The organism is Pseudomonas sp. PLMAX (genome assembly GCF_046042685.1).
GTDB classification, from domain to species: Bacteria; Pseudomonadota; Gammaproteobacteria; order Pseudomonadales; family Pseudomonadaceae; genus Aquipseudomonas; species Aquipseudomonas putida_AE.
In genome coordinates this window covers 4,652,986-4,675,535 of record NZ_CP064949.1, presented here as the reverse complement: position 1 = coordinate 4,675,535, position 22,550 = coordinate 4,652,986, and the positions used below count along the sequence as shown (strand labels likewise).

23 protein-coding genes are annotated in these 22,550 nt (G+C 62.1%); 11 read left to right on the top strand and 12 right to left on the bottom strand.

Going from position 1 to position 22,550, the window contains the following annotated elements; genetic code table 11:
• The first annotated feature begins 99 nt into the window (after positions 1 to 99).
• The gene (locus DKB71_RS21165; RefSeq protein ID WP_274076902.1) at positions 100 to 1,002 is read left to right on the top strand and encodes a LysR family transcriptional regulator; all 903 of its coding nucleotides are present in this window, start codon (positions 100 to 102) and stop codon (positions 1,000 to 1,002) included.
• A gap of 120 nt (positions 1,003 to 1,122) precedes the next feature.
• Here the strand turns inward: DKB71_RS21165 and DKB71_RS21160 are convergent, their stop codons facing one another.
• On the bottom strand, positions 1,123 to 1,965 hold the full coding sequence (locus tag DKB71_RS21160) for an NAD-dependent protein deacetylase (RefSeq protein ID WP_408601141.1): 843 nt from the start codon (positions 1,963 to 1,965) through the stop codon (positions 1,123 to 1,125).
• Positions 1,966 to 2,094: 129 nt separating this feature from the next.
• Positions 2,095 to 3,141 (bottom strand): class I SAM-dependent methyltransferase, encoded by a 1,047-nt coding sequence (locus DKB71_RS21155; protein ID WP_408597195.1) that lies wholly within the window; start codon positions 3,139 to 3,141, stop codon positions 2,095 to 2,097.
• 416 nt (positions 3,142 to 3,557) lie between these two features.
• Here DKB71_RS21155 and DKB71_RS21150 point away from each other — a divergent pair, with 416 nt between their 5' ends.
• The 3 genes from DKB71_RS21150 to DKB71_RS21140 all read left to right on the top strand — a co-directional run bounded on the left by DKB71_RS21150 (position 3,558) and on the right by DKB71_RS21140 (position 6,617).
• On the top strand, positions 3,558 to 4,892 hold the full coding sequence (locus DKB71_RS21150) for an acetamidase/formamidase family protein (protein WP_323607978.1): 1,335 nt from the start codon (positions 3,558 to 3,560) through the stop codon (positions 4,890 to 4,892).
• Between the two features lie 143 nt (positions 4,893 to 5,035).
• Positions 5,036 to 5,875, top strand: coding sequence for a DUF692 domain-containing protein (locus DKB71_RS21145; protein ID WP_408597193.1), 840 nt, complete (start codon positions 5,036 to 5,038; stop codon positions 5,873 to 5,875).
• Positions 5,868 to 6,617, top strand: coding sequence for a DUF2063 domain-containing protein (locus tag DKB71_RS21140; RefSeq protein WP_408597191.1), 750 nt, complete (start codon positions 5,868 to 5,870; stop codon positions 6,615 to 6,617). Before DKB71_RS21145 ends, DKB71_RS21140 begins: the two co-directional genes overlap by 8 nt.
• 44 nt (positions 6,618 to 6,661) lie before the next feature.
• On the opposite strand, the gene DKB71_RS21135 is transcribed toward DKB71_RS21140, so the two are convergent.
• Positions 6,662 to 7,972 carry an ATP-binding protein gene (locus DKB71_RS21135; RefSeq protein WP_408597189.1) on the bottom strand — a complete coding sequence of 437 codons (1,311 nt, stop codon included), beginning with the start codon at positions 7,970 to 7,972 and terminating at the stop codon, positions 6,662 to 6,664.
• Entirely contained in the window at positions 7,969 to 8,709 is a 741-nt protein-coding gene (locus DKB71_RS21130) for a response regulator (RefSeq protein WP_046816306.1), read from the bottom strand. Before DKB71_RS21130 ends, DKB71_RS21135 begins: the two co-directional genes overlap by 4 nt.
• Positions 8,710 to 9,011: 302 nt before the next feature.
• Between DKB71_RS21130 and DKB71_RS21125 the strand changes: the two genes are divergently transcribed.
• The 3 genes from DKB71_RS21125 (at position 9,012) to DKB71_RS21115 (ending at position 10,907) form a co-directional block, all read left to right on the top strand.
• A complete protein-coding gene (locus tag DKB71_RS21125) occupies positions 9,012 to 9,275 on the top strand; it encodes a DUF2790 domain-containing protein (protein WP_408597186.1) in 264 nt (87 codons plus the stop codon).
• A 48-nt stretch (positions 9,276 to 9,323) separates the two neighbouring features.
• Positions 9,324 to 9,536, top strand: a complete 213-nt coding sequence (locus DKB71_RS21120) for a hypothetical protein (RefSeq protein WP_323607974.1) — start codon at positions 9,324 to 9,326, stop codon at positions 9,534 to 9,536.
• A gap of 156 nt (positions 9,537 to 9,692) precedes the next feature.
• Complete coding sequence (locus DKB71_RS21115) at positions 9,693 to 10,907, top strand: cytochrome c biogenesis protein DipZ (protein ID WP_408597184.1); 1,215 nt, start codon at positions 9,693 to 9,695, stop codon at positions 10,905 to 10,907.
• Between the two features lie 15 nt (positions 10,908 to 10,922).
• On the opposite strand, the gene DKB71_RS21110 is transcribed toward DKB71_RS21115, so the two are convergent.
• Entirely contained in the window at positions 10,923 to 11,909 is a 987-nt protein-coding gene (locus tag DKB71_RS21110; protein ID WP_274076911.1) for an AraC family transcriptional regulator, read from the bottom strand.
• Between the two features lie 178 nt (positions 11,910 to 12,087).
• Between DKB71_RS21110 and DKB71_RS21105 the strand changes: the two genes are divergently transcribed.
• Positions 12,088 to 12,357 carry a DUF4242 domain-containing protein gene (locus DKB71_RS21105; RefSeq protein ID WP_008063076.1) on the top strand — a complete coding sequence of 90 codons (270 nt, stop codon included), beginning with the start codon at positions 12,088 to 12,090 and terminating at the stop codon, positions 12,355 to 12,357.
• Between the two features lie 39 nt (positions 12,358 to 12,396).
• Positions 12,397 to 13,209, top strand: a complete 813-nt coding sequence (locus tag DKB71_RS21100) for a class I SAM-dependent methyltransferase (protein ID WP_274076912.1) — start codon at positions 12,397 to 12,399, stop codon at positions 13,207 to 13,209.
• Positions 13,210 to 13,535: 326 nt separating this feature from the next.
• On the opposite strand, the gene pcsA is transcribed toward DKB71_RS21100, so the two are convergent.
• Complete coding sequence (gene pcsA / locus DKB71_RS21095) at positions 13,536 to 14,258, bottom strand: phosphatidylcholine synthase (RefSeq protein ID WP_274076913.1); 723 nt, start codon at positions 14,256 to 14,258, stop codon at positions 13,536 to 13,538.
• 248 nt (positions 14,259 to 14,506) lie between these two features.
• Between pcsA and DKB71_RS21090 the strand changes: the two genes are divergently transcribed.
• A complete protein-coding gene (locus DKB71_RS21090; protein WP_408597180.1) occupies positions 14,507 to 15,250 on the top strand; it encodes a tellurite resistance TerB family protein in 744 nt (247 codons plus the stop codon).
• 98 nt (positions 15,251 to 15,348) lie between these two features.
• Here DKB71_RS21090 and DKB71_RS21085 read toward each other — a convergent pair whose 3' ends face one another.
• Both DKB71_RS21085 and DKB71_RS21080 read right to left on the bottom strand, forming a co-directional pair.
• Complete coding sequence (locus tag DKB71_RS21085) at positions 15,349 to 15,792, bottom strand: cupin domain-containing protein (protein WP_323628072.1); 444 nt, start codon at positions 15,790 to 15,792, stop codon at positions 15,349 to 15,351.
• Positions 15,793 to 15,834: 42 nt separating this feature from the next.
• Entirely contained in the window at positions 15,835 to 16,260 is a 426-nt protein-coding gene (locus DKB71_RS21080; protein ID WP_274076918.1) for a potassium channel family protein, read from the bottom strand.
• Between the two features lie 99 nt (positions 16,261 to 16,359).
• Here DKB71_RS21080 and ligD point away from each other — a divergent pair, with 99 nt between their 5' ends.
• A complete protein-coding gene (gene ligD, locus DKB71_RS21075; RefSeq protein WP_408597177.1) occupies positions 16,360 to 18,975 on the top strand; it encodes a DNA ligase D in 2,616 nt (871 codons plus the stop codon).
• Positions 18,976 to 19,092: 117 nt separating this feature from the next.
• Here the strand turns inward: ligD and DKB71_RS21070 are convergent, their stop codons facing one another.
• From DKB71_RS21070 to DKB71_RS21055, 4 genes are all read right to left on the bottom strand, one after another.
• On the bottom strand, positions 19,093 to 19,770 hold the full coding sequence (locus DKB71_RS21070; protein WP_274076921.1) for a DUF3313 domain-containing protein: 678 nt from the start codon (positions 19,768 to 19,770) through the stop codon (positions 19,093 to 19,095).
• Positions 19,771 to 19,814: 44 nt separating this feature from the next.
• Positions 19,815 to 21,083: an OmpP1/FadL family transporter gene (locus DKB71_RS21065; RefSeq protein ID WP_274076922.1), complete on the bottom strand. Its 1,269-nt coding sequence runs from the start codon at positions 21,081 to 21,083 to the stop codon at positions 19,815 to 19,817.
• A 198-nt stretch (positions 21,084 to 21,281) separates the two neighbouring features.
• A complete protein-coding gene (locus tag DKB71_RS21060; protein WP_274076923.1) occupies positions 21,282 to 21,560 on the bottom strand; it encodes a DUF3303 domain-containing protein in 279 nt (92 codons plus the stop codon).
• Between the two features lie 177 nt (positions 21,561 to 21,737).
• Positions 21,738 to 22,139 carry a hypothetical protein gene (locus DKB71_RS21055; RefSeq protein WP_274076924.1) on the bottom strand — a complete coding sequence of 134 codons (402 nt, stop codon included), beginning with the start codon at positions 22,137 to 22,139 and terminating at the stop codon, positions 21,738 to 21,740.
• Positions 22,140 to 22,550: the final 411 nt, after the last annotated feature.

The following is a 22,550-nucleotide window of genomic DNA, read 5'->3' as shown; positions in this document are numbered from 1 at the left end:
AAGTTGTTTTTTTGGCTTGATTGATTGATAAAGCTCATTAAACCGCTGCTTCAATCTTGCCGCTTGAAGCTTGCAGCTTACAACTGGAGCAAAGCGACCATGACCATCAAGCAGATCCGCGCCTTCCTGGCCGTGGCCCAGAGCCTGAGTTTCGCGGTGGCCTGCGAGCGCCTGCACCTGTCGCAATCGGCCCTGAGCCTGACCATCAAGGCCCTGGAAGAAAGCCTGGGCGGGCGCCTGTTCACTCGCAACACACGTAATGTGGCGTTGACTGCCGAAGGCGAAGCCCTGGTGCCGCTGGCGCGCCGCCTGATCGCCGATTGGGACAATGCCGAGGATGATCTGCGCCAGCGTTTCACCCTGCAGCGCGGGCGCGTGACCCTGGCGGCCATGCCATCGTTCGCCGGCAACCTGCTGCCGCCGATCCTCAAGACCTTCCGCGCGCGGTATCCAAAAGTCAACGTCACGGTCAACGACGTGATCAACGAGCAGGTGCTGGAAATGGTCCGTGACCGCCAGGTGGAACTGGGCGTGGCGTTCGAGCCGACCCAGAGCTCGTCGCTGCAATTCACGCCGTTGTACATCGATCGCTTCGTGGCGGTGGTGCCTGCTGATTCGCCGTTGGTCGAACTGGAGGTAGTCGACTGGCCGACCTTGCTCAAGGAACCGTTCATCACCTTGCAGCGACCGTCGACGGTGCGAGTGATGCTGGAGGAACACCTGCAGGCCCGTGGCATGAAGTTGCCGGTGGAGTTCGAAAGCCATCAACTGGCGACGGTGGGGCGGATGGTTGCCAGCGGGCTGGGCGTGAGCGCCGTTCCGGCACTGTGCGCCGGGCAGATGCGTGAACTGGGGGCGCGCTGCATCACCTTGCGTGATCCGGTGGTGGAACGGGCGCTTGGGGTACTGACGTTGCCGGGCGGGGAGTTGTCGGCGGCGGCGCAGGCGTTGTTTGATGTGCTCAAAGAAGAAAACCTCGGCGAGCGAGTTTTCATGAGCTGATCACAAGTCCCCCCTGTGGGAGCCAGCCTGCTGGCGATGGCGGTGTATCAGGCGCGGGAGATGTTGAATGTGTCGGCCTCATCGCCAGCAGGCTGGCTCCCACAGAGGGATTGGGTTGTGTCAGGTGTTCAGGCGTTGTGCCAGTAACGGTAAAAGCTGTTCGCAGGACATTTCTATTTTCATATCCAGAATCCCGTCCGCCCGGGTCTTGCCCAGGTTGATCGCCAGCAGCGGCTTGCCCTGATCCACCACCGCCCGGCACAGGCGAAACGCCGAGTACGCCATCAACGACGAGCCGACCACCAGCAACCCGGCCGCCTTTTCCACCGTGGCCATCGCTTTCGCCGCGGTGGCCTGTGCGACGTTCTCACCAAAGAACACCACGTCCGGTTTCATCCGTTCGCCGCTGCAATACGGGCAGAGCGGTACCTGAAAGCGGGCCTCGAAGGCCGGGTCGAGCAAGGTGTCGCCGTCCGGTGCCTGCACCGCGTCCACGCCCGCGAGGTAGGGATTGCGGGTTTCCATCAGGTGCTGGATCGAATCGCGCTCACTGCGTTTTCCGCAGTCCAGGCACAGCACCCGGTGCAGGCTGCCATGCAGTTCGATCACGTCATGACTGCCGGCCTGGTCGTGCAGGGTATCGACGTTCTGGGTGATCAAGCCGCTGATCCACCGGGTGCTCTGCAAGCGGGCGAGGGTGTCGTGGGCCACGTTCGGTTGTGCCTGACGCACCCGCGGCCAGCCCAGCATCGCTCGCGCCCAGTAACGCCGCCGGGATTCGGGCGCCGAGAGAAATTCCTGGTACATCATCGGCTGGCGGCCGCGCCGCACGCCCTGGTTGTCGCGATAGTCGGGAATGCCCGACGGCGTGCTGATGCCGGCGCCGGTCAGGACCGCGAACGGCTCGTCGGCCATCAGGTGCTGGAGGCGATCGAGTTGTTCGTGGATCTGGTGGTCGAGCATCTTCAACACTCCGGGGGCCACGGACGAACGCATGTAGGAGCTGCCGCAGGCTGCGATCTTTGATCTTGCTTTTTAACATCAAAATCAAAAGATCGCAGCCTGCGGCAGCTCCTACAGGGTGCGGGCGGGTTACTTGCGTGCTTCCAGGATCAGGTTGAACGGCGTTTCCGTGGCCCGGCGGAAACTCGAGAACCCGGCCTCGCTGAACACCTTGCGCAACCGCGCCTCGCCTGCCTGGGCGCCGAGGCCGAGGCCGACTTCCTGGGACAGCGAGTTGGGCGTGCAGATGAAGGTCGAGGCGGCGTAGAACAGCCGGCCGACCGGGGTGATGTTGTCGTCCAGCGAGTCGTTGGCGAAAGGTTCCACCAGCAACACCGTGCCGTCCGGCTTCAACGACTCGTAGGCGTGTTTGGCCGCGCCCACCGGGTCGCCCATGTCGTGCAGGCAGTCGAAGTAGCAGACCAGGTCATAGTCGTCGCCGGGGTAGTTCTTGGCCGTGCCCTGGAAGAACTGCGCGCGGCTGGACACGCCACCTTCTTCGGCGCGCTGGGTGGCGACCGTGACGGACGGCGCGTGGTAGTCGAAGCCGACGAACCGCGAGTTCGGGTACGCCTGGGCCATGATCACCGTCGACGCGCCATGGCCGCAGCCGATGTCGGCGACCTTGGCGCCATCCTCCAGCTTGGCCACCACGCCGTCCAGGGCCGGCAACCATTCGGCGATCAGGTGCGCCTTGTAGCCGGGCCGGAAGAAGCGTTCGGTGCCGCTGAACATGCACGGATGGTGATCGCCCCACGCCAGGGCGCCGTCGCCGCGCATGGCCTTGACCAGTTTGTCCTTGTCATGGAAAAACGATGCGACCACACCGATGCCACCGGCGATGTAGACCGGAGAGTCTTCGATGGCCAGCGCCAGGGCTTGCTCTTCGGGCAGGCGGAACTGGCCGTCGCGGTGTTCCATGTAGCCGGAGGCGGCGTGGGCGCTCAGCCATTCGCGCACCAGGCGGGGGTTGCAGCCGGTCTTGTCGGCGAGCGCTTGGGGGCTGATCGGCTGGCTGTCGGCCATGGCCCGGTACAGGCCGAGTTCTTCGCCGAGGATGACGTTGGCCAGCATCGCCGCGCCGCCCATGTCGCCCACCAGTTTGCCCATGAAATCGTTGAGTCTGGCCTCGTCCATCACGTGTGCTCCTTTGCAAGGATCACGGTCCGGAGGCTTTGTCTGTCCGGGCGGTGGTCGTGGGAATGAACAGGACGCTGAGCAGCTCCTGTGTGCATTAAGTTTAGTTTGCATACCGTGCACAGTGGCCTGGAGCGACGAAAGTCCCCTGACCGATACCGACCCCCTGTGGGAGCGGGCTTGCTCGCGATAGCGGTGTGTCAGTCTACAAATAGGCTGGATCTGCCGGCCTCTTCGCTGGCAAGCCAGCTCCTACAGGGGTATTGGTCAGCAGTGCCTGTGTGTGTATCCCACTGTATCTAACTGGCCCCTCGATACAGTCCCGCTCTATTGCTGCTTATTGCCGAACACAGACCAGATACAAACCTGCGCTGAACTGTGAGGACCGTTCGCGCCTGACACCGTAGAGGATCACCATGACAACGCTTGTGCCGCAACCCACTCTCAACGCCACGCCGGTCAATCGCCTGCGGGTCGATCGCTACACCAACGGTATCATCGGCCCGAGCCAGCCGATGCTCGGCCCGCTGGCCGACGGCGGCACGCTGATCACCGGGACGCCCCCAGGTTGCTGGGGGCCGATGATCACGCCAGCTTTCGAGGGCGGCCATGAAGTGACGCAGCCGGTGGCCATCGCCGGGGCGCAGATCGGCGATGCCGTGGCGATCACCATCAAAAGCATGCGCGTCACGTCGCTGGCCACTTCGTCCGGGGTCATGAGCTTCGTCGAGGGGCGCTACAACGGCGATCCGTTCGTCGCCAAATTCTGCTCCAAGTGCGGCACCGAGCATCCGGCCAGCCATGTCGAAGGCATTGGCGAGGACGCGATCCGCTGTAACCACTGCGGCGCCGAGGTCAGCGCCTTTCGCTTCAGCCACGGCTATGTGATTGTGTTCGACGCGCAGAATCAGGTCAGCCTGACGGTCAACCAGGACATCGCCAATCAACTGGCTGGCAAGGCCTCCGAGATGTCGGCGCTGCCGGAGTTCGCCGCGCAGCATTCGATCCTGTCCCTGGCCCGCGCCGACATCCCCGGCGTCGCCGCGCACATGCGCCCGTTCCTCGGCAACATCGGCACCCTGCCGTCCCGGGATATTCCCGACTCGCACAACTGCGCCGACTTCGGCCAGTACCTGATCAACGCCCCGCACCGTTTCGGCATGAGCCGCGAGGAGTTGCACGCGGCCAAGACCGACGGCCACATGGACACCAATTCGATCCGCGAAGGCTGTGTGCTGATCTGCCCGGTGAAAGTGCCGGGGGCCGGGGTGTACATGGGTGACATGCATGCGCAGCAAGGCAACGGCGAGATCGCCGGCCACGCCACCGATTGCTCCGGGGAAACCGAGGTGGTGGTGCAAGTGGTGAAAAACCTGACGCTGGAAGGGCCGATCCTCCTGCAAAACCTCGATGACCTGCCGCCGATGGCGCGGCCGATGAATGCCGGGCAGCGCGCGAAAGTCCGTGAGCTGGGCGAGCGTTGGGGGCAACACGAGATCGAACAGAGCGGCCCGATCACCTTCATCGGCAGCGGCGAGAACCTCAACCTGGCGGTGGAGAACGGCTTGACCCGCGCCGCCGCGGTCACCGGCCTGCCCTATGACGAAGTGCTCAATCGCGCCACCATCACCGGCTCCATCGACATCAGTCGCCTGCCCGGCACCGTGCGCGTGACCTTCCTGTGCCCGATGGACGTGCTCGACTCCATGGGCATCGGTGATCTGGTGCGCGAGAAATACGACCTGGCGTAAAGCCGGGCAGCGGGTCTGTACCAGAGTGTATACAGACCCGCTGCCGATACACGCTTTGCGGTTTTCTGTCAGCACGCCACACAGACCCGATACATCCCTTCGATTAACTGTGATGACGTTCTGACAACCTTGGAATCGACATCATGCATACCTCCATCACATCAACCAGGGCCAGCGCCGGGCTCGGCCTGCGTCGCGGCTTGATCAAGGACCTGCTGGCCGCCCCGGCCGGCCATTTCGACTTTCTCGAAGTCGCACCGGAGAACTGGATCGGCATCGGCGGCGCCCACGGCGCGGCGCTGCGGACCCTGGCCGAGCGCTATCCGTTGTCCTGTCATGGCTTGTCCCTGTCCCTGGGCGGCCCCTCGCCACTGGACGTCGAATTCCTGCGGGAGGTGCGGGTCTTCCTCGATCACCACCAGGTGCCCCTGTACAGCGAGCACCTCAGTTACTGCAGCGATGACGGCCACCTGTATGACCTGTTGCCCTTGCCCTTCACCGAAGAAGCGGTGCATCACGTCGCCGCGCGCATCCGCCAGGCCCAGGACATTCTCGGCCGTCGCCTGGCGGTGGAAAACGTCTCTTACTACGCCGCCCCGCAGCAGGACATGGACGAGGTGACGTTCACCAACGCCGTGCTGCGCGAAGCCGATTGCGACCTGTTGCTGGACGTCAACAACGTGTACGTCAACTCGATCAACCACGGGTTCGATCCGCGTACCTTCCTGGCCGGGATCGACGCGAACCGGGTGGTGGCCATGCACATCGCCGGGCACTTCGATGAGTCCGATACCCTGAAAATCGACACCCATGGCACCTCGGTCAAACCCGCGGTTTGGTCGCTGCTGGCCGACGCCTACGGCCGATTCGGCGCGCAACCGACCTTGCTGGAAAGGGATTTCAACTTTCCGGCGTTTTCCGAGCTGGTTGTCGAGTTGCAGACCATTCGCCGCTTGCAGACCGAGGAGGTGAACCGTGGCTAAGCGCACGCTGCACGACCAGCAAAACAGCATGGGCCTGTACTTGCGCGATCCCGAGCGCTACGCGCCACCTGCGGAAATGGACCCGGCGCGGGCCGAGGTGTATCGCGACCTGGTGTTCGCCAACCTGTCGTCGTTGATCAGCGGCACCTTTCCGGTACTGGTGAAGATCCTCGGTGATGAGCACTGGCGGACATTGGTGCGAATCTTCCTGCGCGACTACCGCGCCCATACGCCGAAATTCGGTGAAATCGCCGAGGAATTTGTCGAGTTTCTGGCTTCCGGGCCTGAGGCGTTGATCGATGGACCCTGGCCGCCGTTCATGGTCGAGCTGGCGCATTACGAATGGGTGGAAATGGCCCTGCAACAATCCGAGGCCGAGCCTTTGTCCGGCGGCGATGCCGATGGCTTGCTGGATCGACCTTTACAGGTTTCGCCATTGGCCTGGCCCTTGGCGTATGCCTGGCCAGTGCAACTGGTCGGGCCGGATTATCAGCCTGATACACCGCCGGATCAGCCGACGCTGTTGCTGATGCGCCGGGACCTGGATTTCAGCGTGAAGTTTTCCGAGTTGAGCCCGTTGGCGTTTCGGTTGTTGCAGCGCATCGAGGAATTTCCCGGGCAGACCGGACGTGCACATCTGCAGGGGTTGGCGGCGGAGGCGGGGATGACGGAGTCTGTGGAGTTTATTGAAAGCGGTCTGGGGTTGTTGCGGCAGATGCAGGGGGAGGGCGTCATTGCTTGAACGAACATGGATCGTTCCCACACGCGTGGGAACGATCAACAGTATCACCCGCGCAATTTCAGCTCCGCACACAACCCACCACCCTCACGATTGCTCAATGTCAACGATCCCCCGATCGCCAACGCCAGCTGCTGCGCAATCGCCAGTCCCAACCCGGTGCCACCCGTGCTGCGGTTACGTGAATTTTCCACGCGGTAGAACGGTTGCATGACCTGGCTCAGTTCCGCTTCGGCAATCCCCGGGCCGCGGTCCATGACCTTCACCGACACGCTGCCATCGGTTTGCTTTTCCACCAGCAGTTCCGCTGCTCCGGCGAACTTGAGGGCGTTGTCCGTCAGGTTCACCAGCACTCGCCGCAAGGCGTGGGGGCGGGTGTCGATGACGGCGGTGCTTTTGCCGCTCAGCTGCACTTGCTTGCCCATGTCCTGATAATCGAACACCAGGCTGTCGAGGAACGAGTCCAGGTCGGTGCGCCGGCTTTCTTCAGTGGCGCCATGGACGCTGCGGGCATACGCCACGCCTTCGCGCACCAGGTGTTCCATCTCGCCGAGGTCGTTCCACAGCTTGTCTTTCTCCACCGAGTCGTCCATGAATTCGGCGCGCAGTTTCATCCGCGTGATCGGCGTTTGCAGGTCATGGGAGATCGCCGCCAGTAGTTGCATGCGTTCCTTCAGGTAGGCGGCGATGCGCGCCTGCATGGCGTTGAAGGCCTTGGCGGCGTGGGCCACTTCGGTCGGGCCTTTTTCGTCCAGCAGCACCGGGTGGGTGTTGGGGTCGAGGCTGTCCACGGCTTCGGCGAGGCGGGTCAGGGGGCGGATGGCGATTCGCACGGCCAGCCAGGTACAGGCAATCATCAGCGCCAGTTGCCCGAGCAGCATGAAGGGCAGCCAGGGCGACAGCGGCACCATCGAAGGCCGCACGTCGATGGTCAGCGGGCTACCGTCCGCCAGTTTCATGTGCACCTGGAAGTGTTTCACCGGCCCTGGAATGTCGGTGAAGGTCATCGGGTAGTCCTTGCCGATGGAATTCTTGATCGAGGTCATGGCAATCGGTGCTTCGGGCATGTCCGTGTCCATGGAGGTACCGGGCGAGCCTTCACTCAACAGATAGCGATAATTGCGCCGGTCCAGTTGTTGCAGCCAACTGGCGCGTTCTTCGGCCGGCAGGCGATCGAGGATGGCGATGGAGGTCGAGACGTCGGTTTCCAGGTTGCCGAGCATGGTGTTTTTCGAGATTTCATAGCGCTCGTAGTACTGCGCACCGAAGGACAGCGCCTGGGCGAGGATCAGGCCGACCAGGAAGATCAGCGACAGCCTTGACGCCAGGGTGCGGGGCCAGCGAAGCGTGCGGTTCATGCTGGCGCACCGACGATTTCCACCGGCAGGGAAAACACATAGCCCTCGCTGCGCACGGTCTTGATGTAGGCCGGTTCGCGGGCATCGTCCAGCAGGCGCTGGCGCAGGCGACTGACCAGCAGGTCGATGGAGCGATCGAACAGGTCGGCGTCGCGGCCCTGGGTCAGGTTGAGCAACTGGTCGCGATTGAGCACCCGCTGCGGGTGATCGAGGAACACCCGTAGCAACCGGTACTCGGCGCCGCTGAGGGCGACCATGGTGCCGTCGCCATCGAGCAGGTGTCGGGCGGACGTGTCCAGGCGCCAACGACCGAAGGCCAGCAGGCGGCTGGATTCGGTCACCACCAGGTTCGGTGGCAGCATGCGTGTGCGGCGCAGCACGGCGTTGATCCGGGCCAACAGTTCGCGGGCGGCGAAGGGCTTGACCAGGTAGTCGTCGGCACCCATTTCCAGGCCGATGATGCGGTCGGTTTCATCGTTGCGCGCGGTGAGCATCAATACCGGGGTGGCCTTGTGTTTGCCCGTGCGCAGCTCGCGGCAGAGCATCAGGCCATCGTCGCCGGGCATCATGATGTCCAGCACGATCAGGTCCACCGGCGTGGATTCGAGGAAGCTGCGCATCTGCCGGCCATCGGCCACGACTGTGGTGCGCAGGCCGTTTTTCTTCAGGTAGTTGCCCACCAACTCTCGTATCTCGCGGTCATCGTCAACGATGAGAATGTGATCGACGTGCTCCATGGATTTGCCTCTGTCAGTGGGGGATGTCGCACAGTCTATCGAGCCTTGGCCCGCTCGCCCGTCGCCCTTTGTATTGCAGTGTATCTGGCCTGTGGGCGGATACACACCGACGCAAAAACAGGCATTTCCCGGGGTTTTGTATCCCTCTGTATCCCGGCCCGGTCCAGATACTTTCCGATTTACCCGCGCCGGTTCCCGACACATGCGGGATACCTCGCGGGCTTCTAATAGGTTCCATCGAGGCAGACCACAGCGCCTCTACCCAACCAACGATCTACCTGTCGAACCTTGAGGAAACCACCATGAACATCAAAGCCATCTACGCCGCTTGCCTGTTTGCCGCCCTGAACATCTGCACCTTGTCGGCCCGCGCCGAAGCGGATGTGACCCCGATGAGCTACAGCTACGGCACGCACCTGGACATCAAGAAAGTGGTGTCGTTGAAACAGGATGCCTCGCCTTCCTGCGGTGTGGTGAATGCACAGCTGACCTACCTGGATTCCCAGAGCAAGACCCAGGTCCTGGACTACCGCAAATTGGCTGACAACTGCAGCTCGGACAACTGAGTCCAGCGATCACGCTTAGCGCATTCCACTCACGCCAGGAAGAACATCATGAATAACGTTACCCGCTTTTTGACCGCTTTTGCTTTCTCCGTTGCCGGCGCCGCGGCCCATGCCAACGCCGCTGTAGAACAGAACGCTTGTGGCAGCAGCACCTGCTTTCAGCTGACGCCGGTGGCCGAGAAGGGCGGTGATGCCTTCCTCGCCGAGAACGGTTCCAGCCGTACACCGCAAGGCAAGTTGCTGGATGGCCAGACGGCCTGAACCCCGAATACACCGCCGATCCCCTGTAGGAGCTGGCTTGCCAGCGAAGGCGGCAGCCCATACAACCCGGGTTGTGGCCGTTAGACCGCTTTCGCTGGCAAGCCAGCTCCTACAGGGGGCGGTCCATGCCACCCAAAATTTTCAATGGTGACCCCCATGTTACTCATCGCTTTCCTGGGCGGCATATTGACCGTCCTCAGCCCCTGTATCCTCCCGGTCGTACCCTTCCTGTTCGCCGGTGCCGACCGTACGCGCTCGTCGATCATGCTGACCCTCGGCGGCATGGCCGTGACATTTGCCCTGATCTCCAGCCTGGCCGTGGTCAGCAGTGAATGGGTGATCGAAGCCAGCAACACCGGGCGCCATGTGGCCCTGATCGTGATGGTGCTGTTCGCCCTGTCGCTGATTTCCGCACGGGTCGGCGACTGGTTGGCGCGTCCGTTCGTTGCCCTGGGTAATCGCATCGACCCCAACAGCCGCAAGATGTCCGGCCCGCTGAGTTCGGTGATGATCGGCGTGGCGACCGGGCTGCTCTGGGCGCCGTGCGCCGGGCCGATCCTCGGGGTGATTCTGACCAGCGCCATGCTGCAAGGCGCCAACGCCGGGACCAGTCTGTTGCTGGTGGCCTACGGCCTGGGTAGCGCATTGTCCCTGGGCACCTTGATCTTCGCCGGTCGTGGCCTGGTCAATCGCCTGAAGCCGTCGATCCCGGTCACTGGCTGGTTGCGTCGGGGTGCCGGTGTGGCGGTGTTGGCCGGGGCGGCGGTGATTGCCACCGGCACCAACGATGTACTGCTGGCCAATACCTCGTCGCAAGGGGTCGGCAGTGTCGAGAAAGGCTTGCTGGAAAACGTGCCGAAGGTCGTCGATTACTTCGTCAGCAAGGTCAAGGCCGAGTCCATGGACAACGCCCAGGGCGCCATGCCGTCCCTGACCGGTGCGGTGGAGTGGATCAACTCGCCAGCGCTGACCAACGAATCGCTCAAGGGCAAAGTGGTGCTGGTGGACTTCTGGACCTTCGACTGCATCAACTGCAAGCACACCCTGCCGTACGTCAAGGACTGGGCGAAGAAGTACGAGAAGGACGGCCTGGTGGTGATCGGCGTACACACCCCCGAGTACGGGTTCGAGCGCATCATCGACAACGTCAAGGACAAGGTGAAGGAATACGGCATCACCTACCCGGTCGCGATCGACAACAATTATGCGATCTGGCGCAACTTCGACAACCAGTACTGGCCGGCTCACTACCTGATCGATGCCAAGGGGCAGGTGCGTTATACCCACTTTGGCGAGGGCAGCTATGAGACTCAGGAGAAGGTGATCCAGCAGTTGCTGGAAGAGGCGAAGGCCGCTGCTCCAGCGGCTTGAGATCAAAGGACCGCATCAATGGCTCACCTCACCGTGGGCCATTGTGCGTTTCTCCTGACTGCGCCGCCAAGCAGCTGGCGGCGCTCCATACTCTCGGCGAAACGCTCGACTGAACGCCGTGTCAGTCTGGTAACCCACCTCTTCGGCGATGCGTATCAACGAACTGTTACTGCTGCGTAACAGATTGGCCGCCAGCAGCATGCGCCATTGCGTCAGGTACTGCATCGGCGAAACCCCCACCAGTTGCGCAAAGCGTTCTGCCAGGACCGATCTCGAGGTGCCGGCCGTGCGCGCCAGTTCATCCAGGGTCCAGGCGTGGCAGGGTTTCTTGTGCAGGGCGTTGAGGGCCGCACCGACGATCCGGTCGCTCACGCCGGCCAGCCAACCGGTACGACCCTCGCCGTGTTCGTGCATGTACAGGCGCAGCACTTCGATGAACAGCACCTCGGCCAGTTTCGCCAGCACGCCTTCGCCGCCAGGCCTTGGCGAGCGCGCTTCGGCCAAGGCATAACGCACCGAAGATTCCAGCCAGATGCCGGCGTTCGAGCCACGCACATTGACCCTGACCACGGGCGGCAGCCCTGCCAGCAACATGCCGGCCAGACGCGTGTCGCAGGCCAGGTAGCCGCACACCAGGCGCGTCACCGCGCCGCCACCGCCATAACTCAACTGCCGCGGGCGCCGCGCCAGTACCTCGTCGAGCCGCGCACCGCTGGCGGGCGTCAACCCGGGGCGCGAACTCATGCGATGGGCGTGCCCCTGGGGGAATATCACCACGTCGCCGGGGTTGAGCAGCAGCGGCGGATCATCCCCCAGTTCGACGTAGCACTCGCCTTCGGTGATCAGGTGAAAGATCACCACCCGTTCGGCGCCAGGCTCCAGGAACGGCGCCGCCGTGTCTGCGCTGGGCGACTGATAGCACCAGGGTGCGGTGAACCTGGCGTTGATGAAGATCGCGCCGACCAGGCGGACGACACGCAGGGTCTGTGACAGGGCGTCCATGGACGTTTTTCCCGTGTGGGGGTTTCCGATTGTGAACGCGTCACGGCTTAACGTGAATTCTCCGGACGATCGGGCAGTGTTGGCCGACGATCGGACAGGACGCCAGTCAGCGGCAGAGAGATAGTTCGCACACAGGGCCACCGGGTCCTGTCATCAATAACAATAAAGTGAGGTTGCCATGCCCAAGTTCGTCATTGAACGCGAGATTCCAGGCGCCGGAGCACTGTCAGAAAGGGATTTGAAAGCCGTCTCGCAAAAATCCTGCAGGGTGTTGCGCGAGTTGCCAGAGGTGCAATGGCTGCAGAGTTATGTCACGGGCGACAAGCTCTATTGCGTGTACATCGCGCCTAACGAAGAGCTCATCAGGGAGCACGCCAGGCAGGGCGGCTTCCCGGCCAATCGCATTTCCCAGGTCATGAACATCATCGATCCGACCACGGCTGAGTGAGCGTGCGCCCGATCCTGTTCCAAACCAGAGATTGTCTCCATGAGTACACCTATTGATCTTGCTGCCTTGAAAACCCGTCAAATGGCCGCGTGGGCCAGTGGCGACTACGCCGTGATCGGCACCACCCTGCAGATCGTCGGCGAGCAACTGGCCGAGGCCTGCGACCTGCTGTGCGATGAGCAGGTGCTGGACGTCGCCGCCGGCAACGGCAATGCGACCCTGGCCGCCGCGCGTCGCGGTTGCCGGGTTACGTCCACCGACTATGTCGCCGCACTGCTCGAACGCGGCGAAGACCGCGCCCGTGCGGAACGCCTGAACGTGACCTTCCAGGTGGCTGACGCCGAGGCGCTGCCTTTCGCCGATGGCAGTTTCGACGCCGTGCTTTCAACCTTCGGCGTAATGTTTGCCCCCGACCAGGCCAAGGCCGCCGCGGAGCTGGCGCGGGTGTGTCGCCCGGGAGGGCGGATCGGCCTGGCCAACTGGACGCCGGAAGGTTTCGTCGGCCAGATTTTCAAGACCCTGGGGCAGCACATGCCGCCACCACCCGGCGCGCAACCGCCGTCGCTGTGGGGTACCGAAGCCTGGCTGCGCAAGCACTTCGACGAGCACGACTTCCTGCTGCAGGTCACTCGCCGGACCTTCAACTTCCGCTATCGCTCGGCCGAGCATTTCATCGACACCTTCCGCAGCTGGTACGGTCCGATCCACAAGGCCTTCGCGGCACTGCCCCCCGATGGCGCCAAGGCCCTGGAAGACGACCTGACCGAACTGCTCAACCGCCTGAACCGGGCGGGGGACAAGTCGATGGTGGTGCCCAGTGAATACCTTGAGGTGGTGATTACGAGGCGTTGAGCCCTCTCGGCCACGGATGGCCGATGGCGGCGGGGCCCCTGTATGAGCAGCCGGTCGACGCTCGATTGCTCGCGAAAAACCTGAGAGCACCGCGGTGTATCAGGGGGCCCGCGTCATCGTTGATCTCCATCGCGAGCAGGCTCGCTCCCACAGTAGATCGGGTACGGCCGCGGTAGATGGGGCGTCTGGCAGGACGCCTTCGCTGCGATGCGGCGACCCGACAAGCCAGCTCCTACAGTAAATCGGGTACGGCCGTGAGCTACGTGGACAACCTCCGCCCCGGTTTGCGCGGGGAGCCGAGTCGTACGATATGGATAGGCATGGCGTTATTTGAGCCGCGATTCGCCGAACCACTCAAGCGCCGTGCGCCAGAAGCAGATCCCCAGAAAATACGCCGACATCAGCAGCCAAAGCCCCATGACCAGGGGATTGATCACCGGGTGGTTGATCACCAGGGACAGGCTGCATAGCAGCCAGATCGCGGTCACGGCAATGTTGATCGGCATGAAGCGGCGCACCCGGAACGGATGCAGGAATTTCATCCGGGTCAGCGTCAACAGCGCCAGGCCGATCACGGTGAGGAAGGTGATCCAGGGCGACGGCGCAATGATGTACAGGCACAGGGCAACCACGTTCCACGCCGCGGGGAAGCCCTGGAAGTAGTTATCCTTGCTCTTCATGTTGACGTTGCAGAAGCAGAACAGCGACGACACCAGGATCAGCGACACGGTCAGCAGCAGCGTGTAGTCCGGCAGCGGGATATAGCGATAGATGAACAGTGCCGGGATGAACACATAGGTCAGGTAATCGATCACCAGGTCGAGAATCGAGCCGTCGAAACTCGGCAGTACCGTCTGCACATTGACCTTGCGCGCCAGTGCGCCGTCCAGGCCATCGACGATCAGGGCCACGCCCAGCCACAGCAGGCAACGGGTCGGCTGGTTTTCGAGCAGGGCGAGGGTGGCGAGGAAGGCGGTGACCACGCCAGTAGCGGTAAAACCATGGGCACCCCAGGCTTTGAGCCTGGCGATGTGTAGGGTTGATATCACGGGGGCGCTCTCCAGAAAGTGCAGCAAGCCAGTCATCGCCCTCTTCTGGCGGGCGGCGGCAAACCGGGTGGGGTTGCAGGTATCGACCGGGTATCCGGGAATAAGGTTCACCCCCTATGAATCTTAGCTGCGCCACAAGAAAACACTGCGGATATAACGGCGCTGTGTCAGCCAGACGGTGGTAGCACATTTACCCGCGAAGGCTATCGTTGTCTGACTGGATCACTCCCTTCGATGAGGACGTCGTCATGAACACCAGCGATCTGCTCGAACAATTACTGCGGGCCGGCCAGGGCTCGAGGGCGCAACAGGGCGGCGGTGGGGCGTCGGCTCAAGGTGGCCTGGGTGACCTGGGCGGACTGCTCGGCGGCCTGTTGGGCGGTGGTGGCGCCAGCAGCGCCGGGGCAGGCGGCATGGGCGGCCTGGGCGGGTTGCTCGGCGGTTTGCTGGGTGGAGGCTCGCGAATGGGCGGTGCGCCGCAATCGCGCTCCGGGGGTGGTGCCAATTATGCAGCGCTGGCCTCGCTGGGGATGATGGCCTTCCAGGCTTACCAGGCCTGGCAACGCAGCCAGGCCACGCAGCAACAGCAGGCGCCGCAACAGGCGATGCGCACGGTGGACATGCTGGCGGGGCCGGAAGTCGAGGAACACAGCCATGCGATCCTGCGTGCATTGATAGCGGCGGCCAAGGCCGATGGCCGGATCGACGAGGCCGAAACGCTGATGATCAGCAAGGAAATCGGCCGTCACACCGACGACCCAGAGCTTCAGCAATGGCTGGATGACGAAGTCGCCAAACCGCTTGACCCTTGCGAAGTGGCACAGTCGGCAACGGATTCCGGCATGGCTGCGGAGATGTACCTGGCCAGCGTGATGCTGGTGGATGATCAGCAGGATGCCGAACGTAGTTACCTGGTTGAACTGGCAGCGGCGCTGGGCATCGAGCCGGATCTGCAAGTGCATCTGGAACAGCAGGCCCACGGCACCGCCTGACGAGAACCCTGTAGGAGCTGCCGAAGGCTGCGATCTTTTGATCTTGATTCTTTAAAATCAAAGATCGCAGCCTTCGGCAGCTCCTACAGGGGCGACGATCACGAATTCGGGGGGGTTGGCACCAGGAACGTCACGCCAAAACGCTCGGCCACCTCGAATATCCGCGGCAGGTCCCCGGGGACCTTGAACTGATCCATCGCCGTGAAAAACTGCCCGCCCCGGGGATCGGATACCACGCCGATCATCTTCGCGGTGGGGCTGACGTTCTTGTAGGCATGGATCGCCCCGGCAGGAATGTGCACATAGCCCCCGGCCGAGACGATGCTGGATGTGCCTTCGACGGTCACTTCGACCTGCCCCTCCACCACATAGAACGCCTCGTCCCACGGGTGAAAGTGCGGGGGCGGGCCGCCACCTTGCACGCCTTCCTGGATATGCATTTCAAAGGGTTTGCTCAGATCGCCGCCGGCCAGGACAGTGATCGTTTCGCCCACGACATTGACCGATGCCGGTGGGGCCTGGAGGACATGGACCGTGCGCATGATTACTCTCCGCAGATGAGACGGCACCTGCCGATTGTAGGCTTATTTGCCCTTCCAGTACTTCTGCATTTCCAGGAACAGAAAGGACGCGGTCCATGAGATGAGCACCAGCCCGGTAAGGGCTTGCAGACCGGTCAAGTACTTGAGGTCGCCGACAGGCGAAATATCGCCGAAGCCGATCGTCGTGTACGTGGTGAAGGAGAAGTAGACGCAGTCCATCAGCGAGCCGTCGAAGTTGCCTGTCAGGCTGCCCCATTTGCCGGAATGCACCATCAGGTAATAGACCAGGGCAAAGCACCAGACCTCTATCGCGTGGGCCAGGAGGGCGCCGAATACCCCGACGACAATTCTGAAGCGGCTCCACAACTTGAGCCGTGGCAGCCAGTCATTCATGCGCAGCAAACATTCGTAATGGATCACCACGGTGATGATGACCACCAGCGTATTGATCAGCGTGACTGCCAACATGGCAAATCTCCAGCGAAAAAGGACTGAACCTTCGCGCACTCATCCGGGGTCTCATGACAATAACGGTTTGACTCAAGTCATGAACCCGGCGGAGGCGCCATGGACAAGCCGCTCGAAAAATACAACGACATGCGGGACTTCGACAAAAGCCCCGAGCCTTCCGGTGTTTCCAGGTCTCGCGGTCGAAAGGGCAAGGCCCATGCGCTGCTTTTCTGCATCCAGAAGCACGATGCAACCCGGCTGCATTACGACTTCAGGCTGGAGCTCGACGGTACGCTCAAAAGCTGGGCGGTGCCCAAGGGACCGTCGCTGGACCCCAAGGTCAAGCGCCTGGCGGTGCATGTCGAAGACCATCCGCTGGATTACGCTACCTTTGAAGGTAGCATCCCCGAAGGCCACTACGGTGCCGGTGATGTCATCGTCTGGGACCGCGGCGTGTGGATTCCCCAGGAGGATCCGGCCAAGGCCTACGCCAAGGGTCGGCTCAAGTTCGAACTGCAAGGCGAGAAGCTCGCCGGATTGTGGAACCTGGTGCGCACGCACATGCCGGGCAAGCAGGAGCAGTGGTTCCTGATCAAGCATCAGGACGGTGCCGCCCGGCCGGAAAGTGATTACGACGTGGTGGCCGCCGAGCCCGACAGCGTGCTCAGCGAACGGACCCTCATTGCCAAAACACCCAAGGCGGCCAAACCCAAGGCCGTCAAGCAGCCCGCTGCGCCAAAGCATAAAGAGCCGCGCAAGGAAAAATCCGCACCCCTGACCGGCGCACACAAGGCCAAGCTGCCGGACCAGATCAAACCGGAACTGGCGACGCTGGTGGAAAAGGCCCCGGGTGGCCAGTGGAGTTATGAGGTCAAGTTCGACGGCTACCGGATCATGGCGCGCATCGACCACGACGAGGTCAAGCTCTTCACCCGCAACGGCCACGACTGGACCCACAAGCTGCCCGGCCAGGCCAAGGCGCTGGCCGGCCTGGGCCTGGAATCGGCCTGGCTCGACGGCGAAATGGTGGTGGCCGACGAGCAGGGCGTGCCGGACTTCCAGGCCTTGCAAAACGCCTTTGAGGCCGGGCGCAGTGGCAACATTCTCTACTACCTGTTCGATATGCCCTATCTCAATGGCGTGGACCTGCGCGAGGTGCCTGTCGAGGAACGCCGGGCTGCGCTTTCGACGGTGCTCAAGACCAGCAAGGACCCGTTGCTGCGCTTCTCCGAGTCCTTCGGTGAAGACCCGGAGGCCTTGCTCAACAGCGCCTGCCAGATGCAAATGGAAGGCCTGATCGGCAAACGCCTGGGTTCACCCTATGTCTCAAGGCGCAGCAGTGACTGGGTCAAGCTCAAGTGCAAGCATCGGCAGGAATTCGTCATCGTCGGCTTCACCGACCCCAAAGGTTCACGCAATGCCTTCGGTGCGCTGCTCCTGGGGTTGCATGACAAGGACAGCGGTGAGTTGCGCTACGCCGGCAAGGTCGGCACCGGGTTTACCGAGGCGACCCTCAACAGCATCCATGAACAACTCAAACCCTTGCAGACGAAGAAGCCCGCAGTGGTCAACCCGCCCAGCGGTGCCGAGTTCAAGGCCGTGCACTGGCTCAAACCCAGCCTGCTGGCGGAAGTGGCCTTTGCCGAAATGACCAAGGACGGTTCGGTGCGCCATGCGGTGTTCCATGGCCTGCGTAACGACAAACCTGCCAAAGACATCACCGAGGAGCGTCCGACTGCCGTGAAAACTGCCCCTGGAAAAAAAACCGCCGCCGCCAAGCCTTCCCCCGACAAGGCATCCGCCGCGAAGAAGAAAGCCGAACCCGCGCCTTCGCAGATCGGCCTTGACCAGGGCAAGGTGCGTATCACCCACCCGGACCGGGTCATCGACGCCAGTAGTGGCGCGACCAAAGTGCAACTGGCGGAGTATTACGCCAGCGTCGCCGAGTGGATTCTGCCGCAGCTCAAGGATCGCCCCGTGGCGTTGGTGCGTGCGCCGGATGGCATCGGCGGCGAACTGTTTTTCCAGAAAAACGCCGAGCGCCTGGCCATCCCCGGCATCACCACCCTCGACCAGAAACTCACAGGCCAGCCGATGATGGTCATCAACAACGCCGAAGCCTTGATCGGCGCGGTGCAGATGAGCACCGTCGAGCTCCATACCTGGAACGCCACCTCGGACCACCTCGACAAACCCGATCGGTTCGTCCTCGACCTCGACCCGGACCCGGCGCTGCCGTGGAAACGCATGGTCGAGGCCACCCAGTTGACCCTGACGGTGCTCGATGAACTGGGGCTCAAGGCGTTCCTCAAGACCAGCGGCGGCAAGGGCATTCACCTGGTGGTGCCGCTGACTCGCAAGCTCGGCTGGGATGAGGTCAAGGACTTCAGCCATGCGATTGTCAGCCACATGGCCAAAATGCTGCCGGAGCGTTTTTCCGCGGTGTCGGGGCCGAAGAACCGGGTGGGGCGGATCTTCATCGATTACCTGCGCAACGGATTGGGCGCGACCACCATCTGCGCCTACGCCGTGCGTACCCGCGAAGGGTTGCCGGTGTCGATGCCGATCTTTCGTGAAGAGGTGGAAGAGCTCAAGGGCGGCAACCAGTGGAACATTCACAACGCGCATGAACGCCTGGCCGAAGTGGGCGATGAGCCTTGGGCGGACCTGAAGAAAACCCGGCAGACGATTACTGCGGAGATGCGCCGGCGGGTGGGGATGAAAAAAAACTGATACCCCTGTACACCCCTGTAGGAGCTGCCGCAGGCTGCGATCTTTGATCTTGATCTTAAAAATCAAAATCAAAATCAAAAGATCGCAGCCTGCGGCAGCTCCTACAAAGGCCGCGGGTTATTTATTGATGAACGCCTGGAAGTCGCTACCCAACTTGTCGATCGCCGTCTTGAAATCCTGGGCGGTGATTTTCTGTTTGTCATTTTCCAGCGTGGTGCCAAAGACCTTGCGCACGACCCGGCCTACGGACTGATTGTTCTTGGCGTCGATGAACTCGGCCTCGATATACAATTCAGTGTTTTCATCGCGGATACCGGTCGCTGCGGACACACCGCCCACGACCGCTGCGATAGGCACCACTTCATACCAGTGCATGCCTTCGGGAGAGGCACTGACCCCGGTGATCGCTGCACGCATGACCAGGGTCTTCGAACCGGCCGGCGCGGCGGCCGGGCTGGAAACGACCCGGTACTTCTGCCCCAGCGTGGTCTTGGCCTTGTTGGTCATGTAGTTCTGGATTTCGCTCAGCGTCTGCTGGTTGACCCGCTCATTGGGCTTGGGCGCCGGGTACATTTCCAGACGGGTGAAGGCCACGGTGTCATAGGCATTCGGGTTGAATGACGGGCTTACCCAGCGCATTGCTGTACCGCCGCTGGGCGTCTCGACTTCCTGCAGGTTGTTGTAGGTGGACAGGTAGCCGGAGTACTGCTCCTTCTCGGTGACTTTCGACGTACAACCGCCGAGCATGAGCCCGGCCAGGGCAGTGCCGACAAGCAATTTGCGGGTCAGGTTCATAGTGCTGTTTACTCCTTGGTTAAAATCGTTCTTTTTTTTAACTATCAGAAACGCCAGGTCATGTTGCCGGTCAGGGCCGAAATCCAGGCAGTGTCGAACTGACCGGAAACTCGATTGCCCGACGTGGATTTGGTCTGGTCTACCGGCATATCCCCAAGATAGACCATGGCCCAACTGACGTTGACGTCGGTGTCCTTGTTCACAGCATAGGTGGCTCCTGTGGCAATGCGCCAGGATTCGGCCATTGGCACGGTCAACGTGCGGTCGCTGTCCGAAACGGGACTGCTGTCGTATGCCACGCCGACGTTCCACAGCAGTTGCGGCGTGGCCTGGTACTGCGCGCCGAGCGCCAGTTGCCAGGTGTCCTTGTAGTTGGCATCGATTGTAGTCGAGCGCGCATCGATGGATGTGGTGTCGACCTGCACGCCGACCTCGCCGAACTCCGACCAGTCCTGCCAGTTGACCGAGGCGAGCAGGGCCCACTGCCGATCCAGTTGCTGGAAAAGGCTCAGGGTCACGGTTTGTGGCACCGTCAGATCGAGCTGGGTGTTCAGGCCATTGAGCCTGTCCAATGCCGGGCCATTGCCTTTGATGTCCAGCCCGTCTTCGAAGTCCAGATCGACCTTGCTGGTGTAGGTCAGGCCAATTCGCGTGCCGGTTTGCGGGGCGTAGATCACCCCCACGTTCGCGCCAAAACCCCAATCCTCGTCCTTGTACTTGAACTGGCCGTCGCCGCGATCGGTGAAGCCGAATGGCGAGCGGTCGATGGCAGTCTGGGCCTGCAGCATGCCGTACATGGCCTTGACGCCGACGCCTACCGACCATTGCTCGTTGAAGCGGTAAGCCACGCTTGGCACCAGAGACAGACCACCGAGGCTGGCGTTTTGCGAGAAGTAGCGTCCGGACCAGTCGTTGTCGTAATTGACCGCCAGGCCAAAGTCGGCGTACTGGCCAAAGCCGATGCTCCAGTGGTCGTCCAGTTCATGGGTGATGAAGAAGCTGCCGCCGGGAATCGGATCGAGGGCGTTACCACTGCCACTGCCCGGGACATTGGTGTCGCCGTCGCGATTGAACTCCAGGTTACCGTAGAGCACCTGCAAGCCACCGGTGATTTGCGTGCCCGGAAGATAGCTCATGCCCGCCGGATTGCTGGCGATCGTCGAGGGACCCTGGGCTCGGGCAGCGGCACCGGCGTTGGCGAGGCCTGCGTTATCGGTGCCGATTTCGTAAAGCATGATGCCGCCGGCGTGGGCCTGCTGGCAGCACAGTGCTAACAGGGTGACGGCGGGCAGGGCGGATGTTTTTACCTGCATGGGATCACCTGCGCAAATGACCATGATGTACTGGCGTTAATCCCCTGGAAGAAGTCCCGTGACGGCCCCAGGATTTTGGATCACTCGCGAAAGAGCGTAGGTATTTATGCTGAAAAATCCAGTCATTGGGTAAGTTAAACCGCCAGCTCCAGCCTCCCCGAGTCAAGGCGGCGAGATTGCCTCGCCGCCTCGATGCCATTACCTGCCGGCAGTGGCTGCCAGTAGAGGCGCTACCTGTTCGTCGGTCAGTGCCGCCTGGACCTTCATGGTCATCAGGTCGCTCCATTGCAGTACCCACTGCTGGATCGGTACCGCGTCGTTGGCCTCTGCAATGCCAAAACCGGCCGCGCCGCCGACGGCGTGCCAGCGCCCGAGCATCTTGACGCCGTCCGGTGGCGCGCCGCCGGTCTTGAGAAAGCGTTCGATCGTACTGTTGCGATTGGCCGTACTGATTTTCCAGCTGACGATGAATAACATCTGCCACCTCCTTCCAGGGATTGGCACCTGTGTGTCTGCGCGCACCGGGTTGGCGCCGGGACCACGGTCACGTTTGCCTTGCCAGGGTCATCCTGCCTGGCCTGAAACGCTTGCTCCCTTGAGAAGGCATAGCAGCGCCGCGCACTTCACGTACGACCGTCGATCTTGTTCGGGGTGTCAGGTATCGCGCAACAGGTCGTTGGCGTTGAGCAGGTCGTAGGCGATTTCCGGGCGTTTTTCCATGGCGCGACGAATCGCGGCCGGGATCGAGGCGCGGGTCTTGCGGCACAGCCCCGGCAGTTCGCCGACCTGGATGCCGATGCCGCGCATGGTCCGCACTTCGTTGAAGCTGGGCACGATGTCCACGCGGATGCCCAACTGCTCGAACATCCGCCGTTGCAGGTGCTCGAGGTCCTGGAGGCTTTGCAGGTTTTCCAGGCGGTCGACCAGGCGTTTTTCTTCGGTGCGGGTCAAAAACAGGATGCGCAGGTCCGCGCCGGGTGTTTCCAGCAGCGGGTCACGCCCGCAGTCGCAGGCGCCGGGCGGGCAGGGTTGGCGGATCGGAGCGGAGGTGGTCATGGGGTTCAATCATAGAGCGCTGTGATTGAATTTGCCCATAGGCATTTGGACCGACGTTAATCCAGATGTGGAATGAGATCCCTGTGGAGCGGGCTTGCTCGCGAAGGCGGTGTGTCAGTCAACTGAAATAGTGACTGACACACTTCGCGAGCAAGCCTGCTCCCACTTTGGTTTTGTGCAGCCCTGTTATTTCAGTACCAGCATCCGATAAACCCCGGCCTCGGCTTCAATCCCGTGGGTGTCATGGGTGAACCCTGGGAAGGACCTGTCGAAGGCCTCCTGCCCATAGGCATTTGGACCGACGTAGATCCAGATGTGGAATGAGATCCCTGTGGGAGCGGGCTTGCTCGCGAAGGCGGTGTGTCAGTCAACTGAAATAGTGACTGACAGGACGCCTTCGCGAGCAAGCCC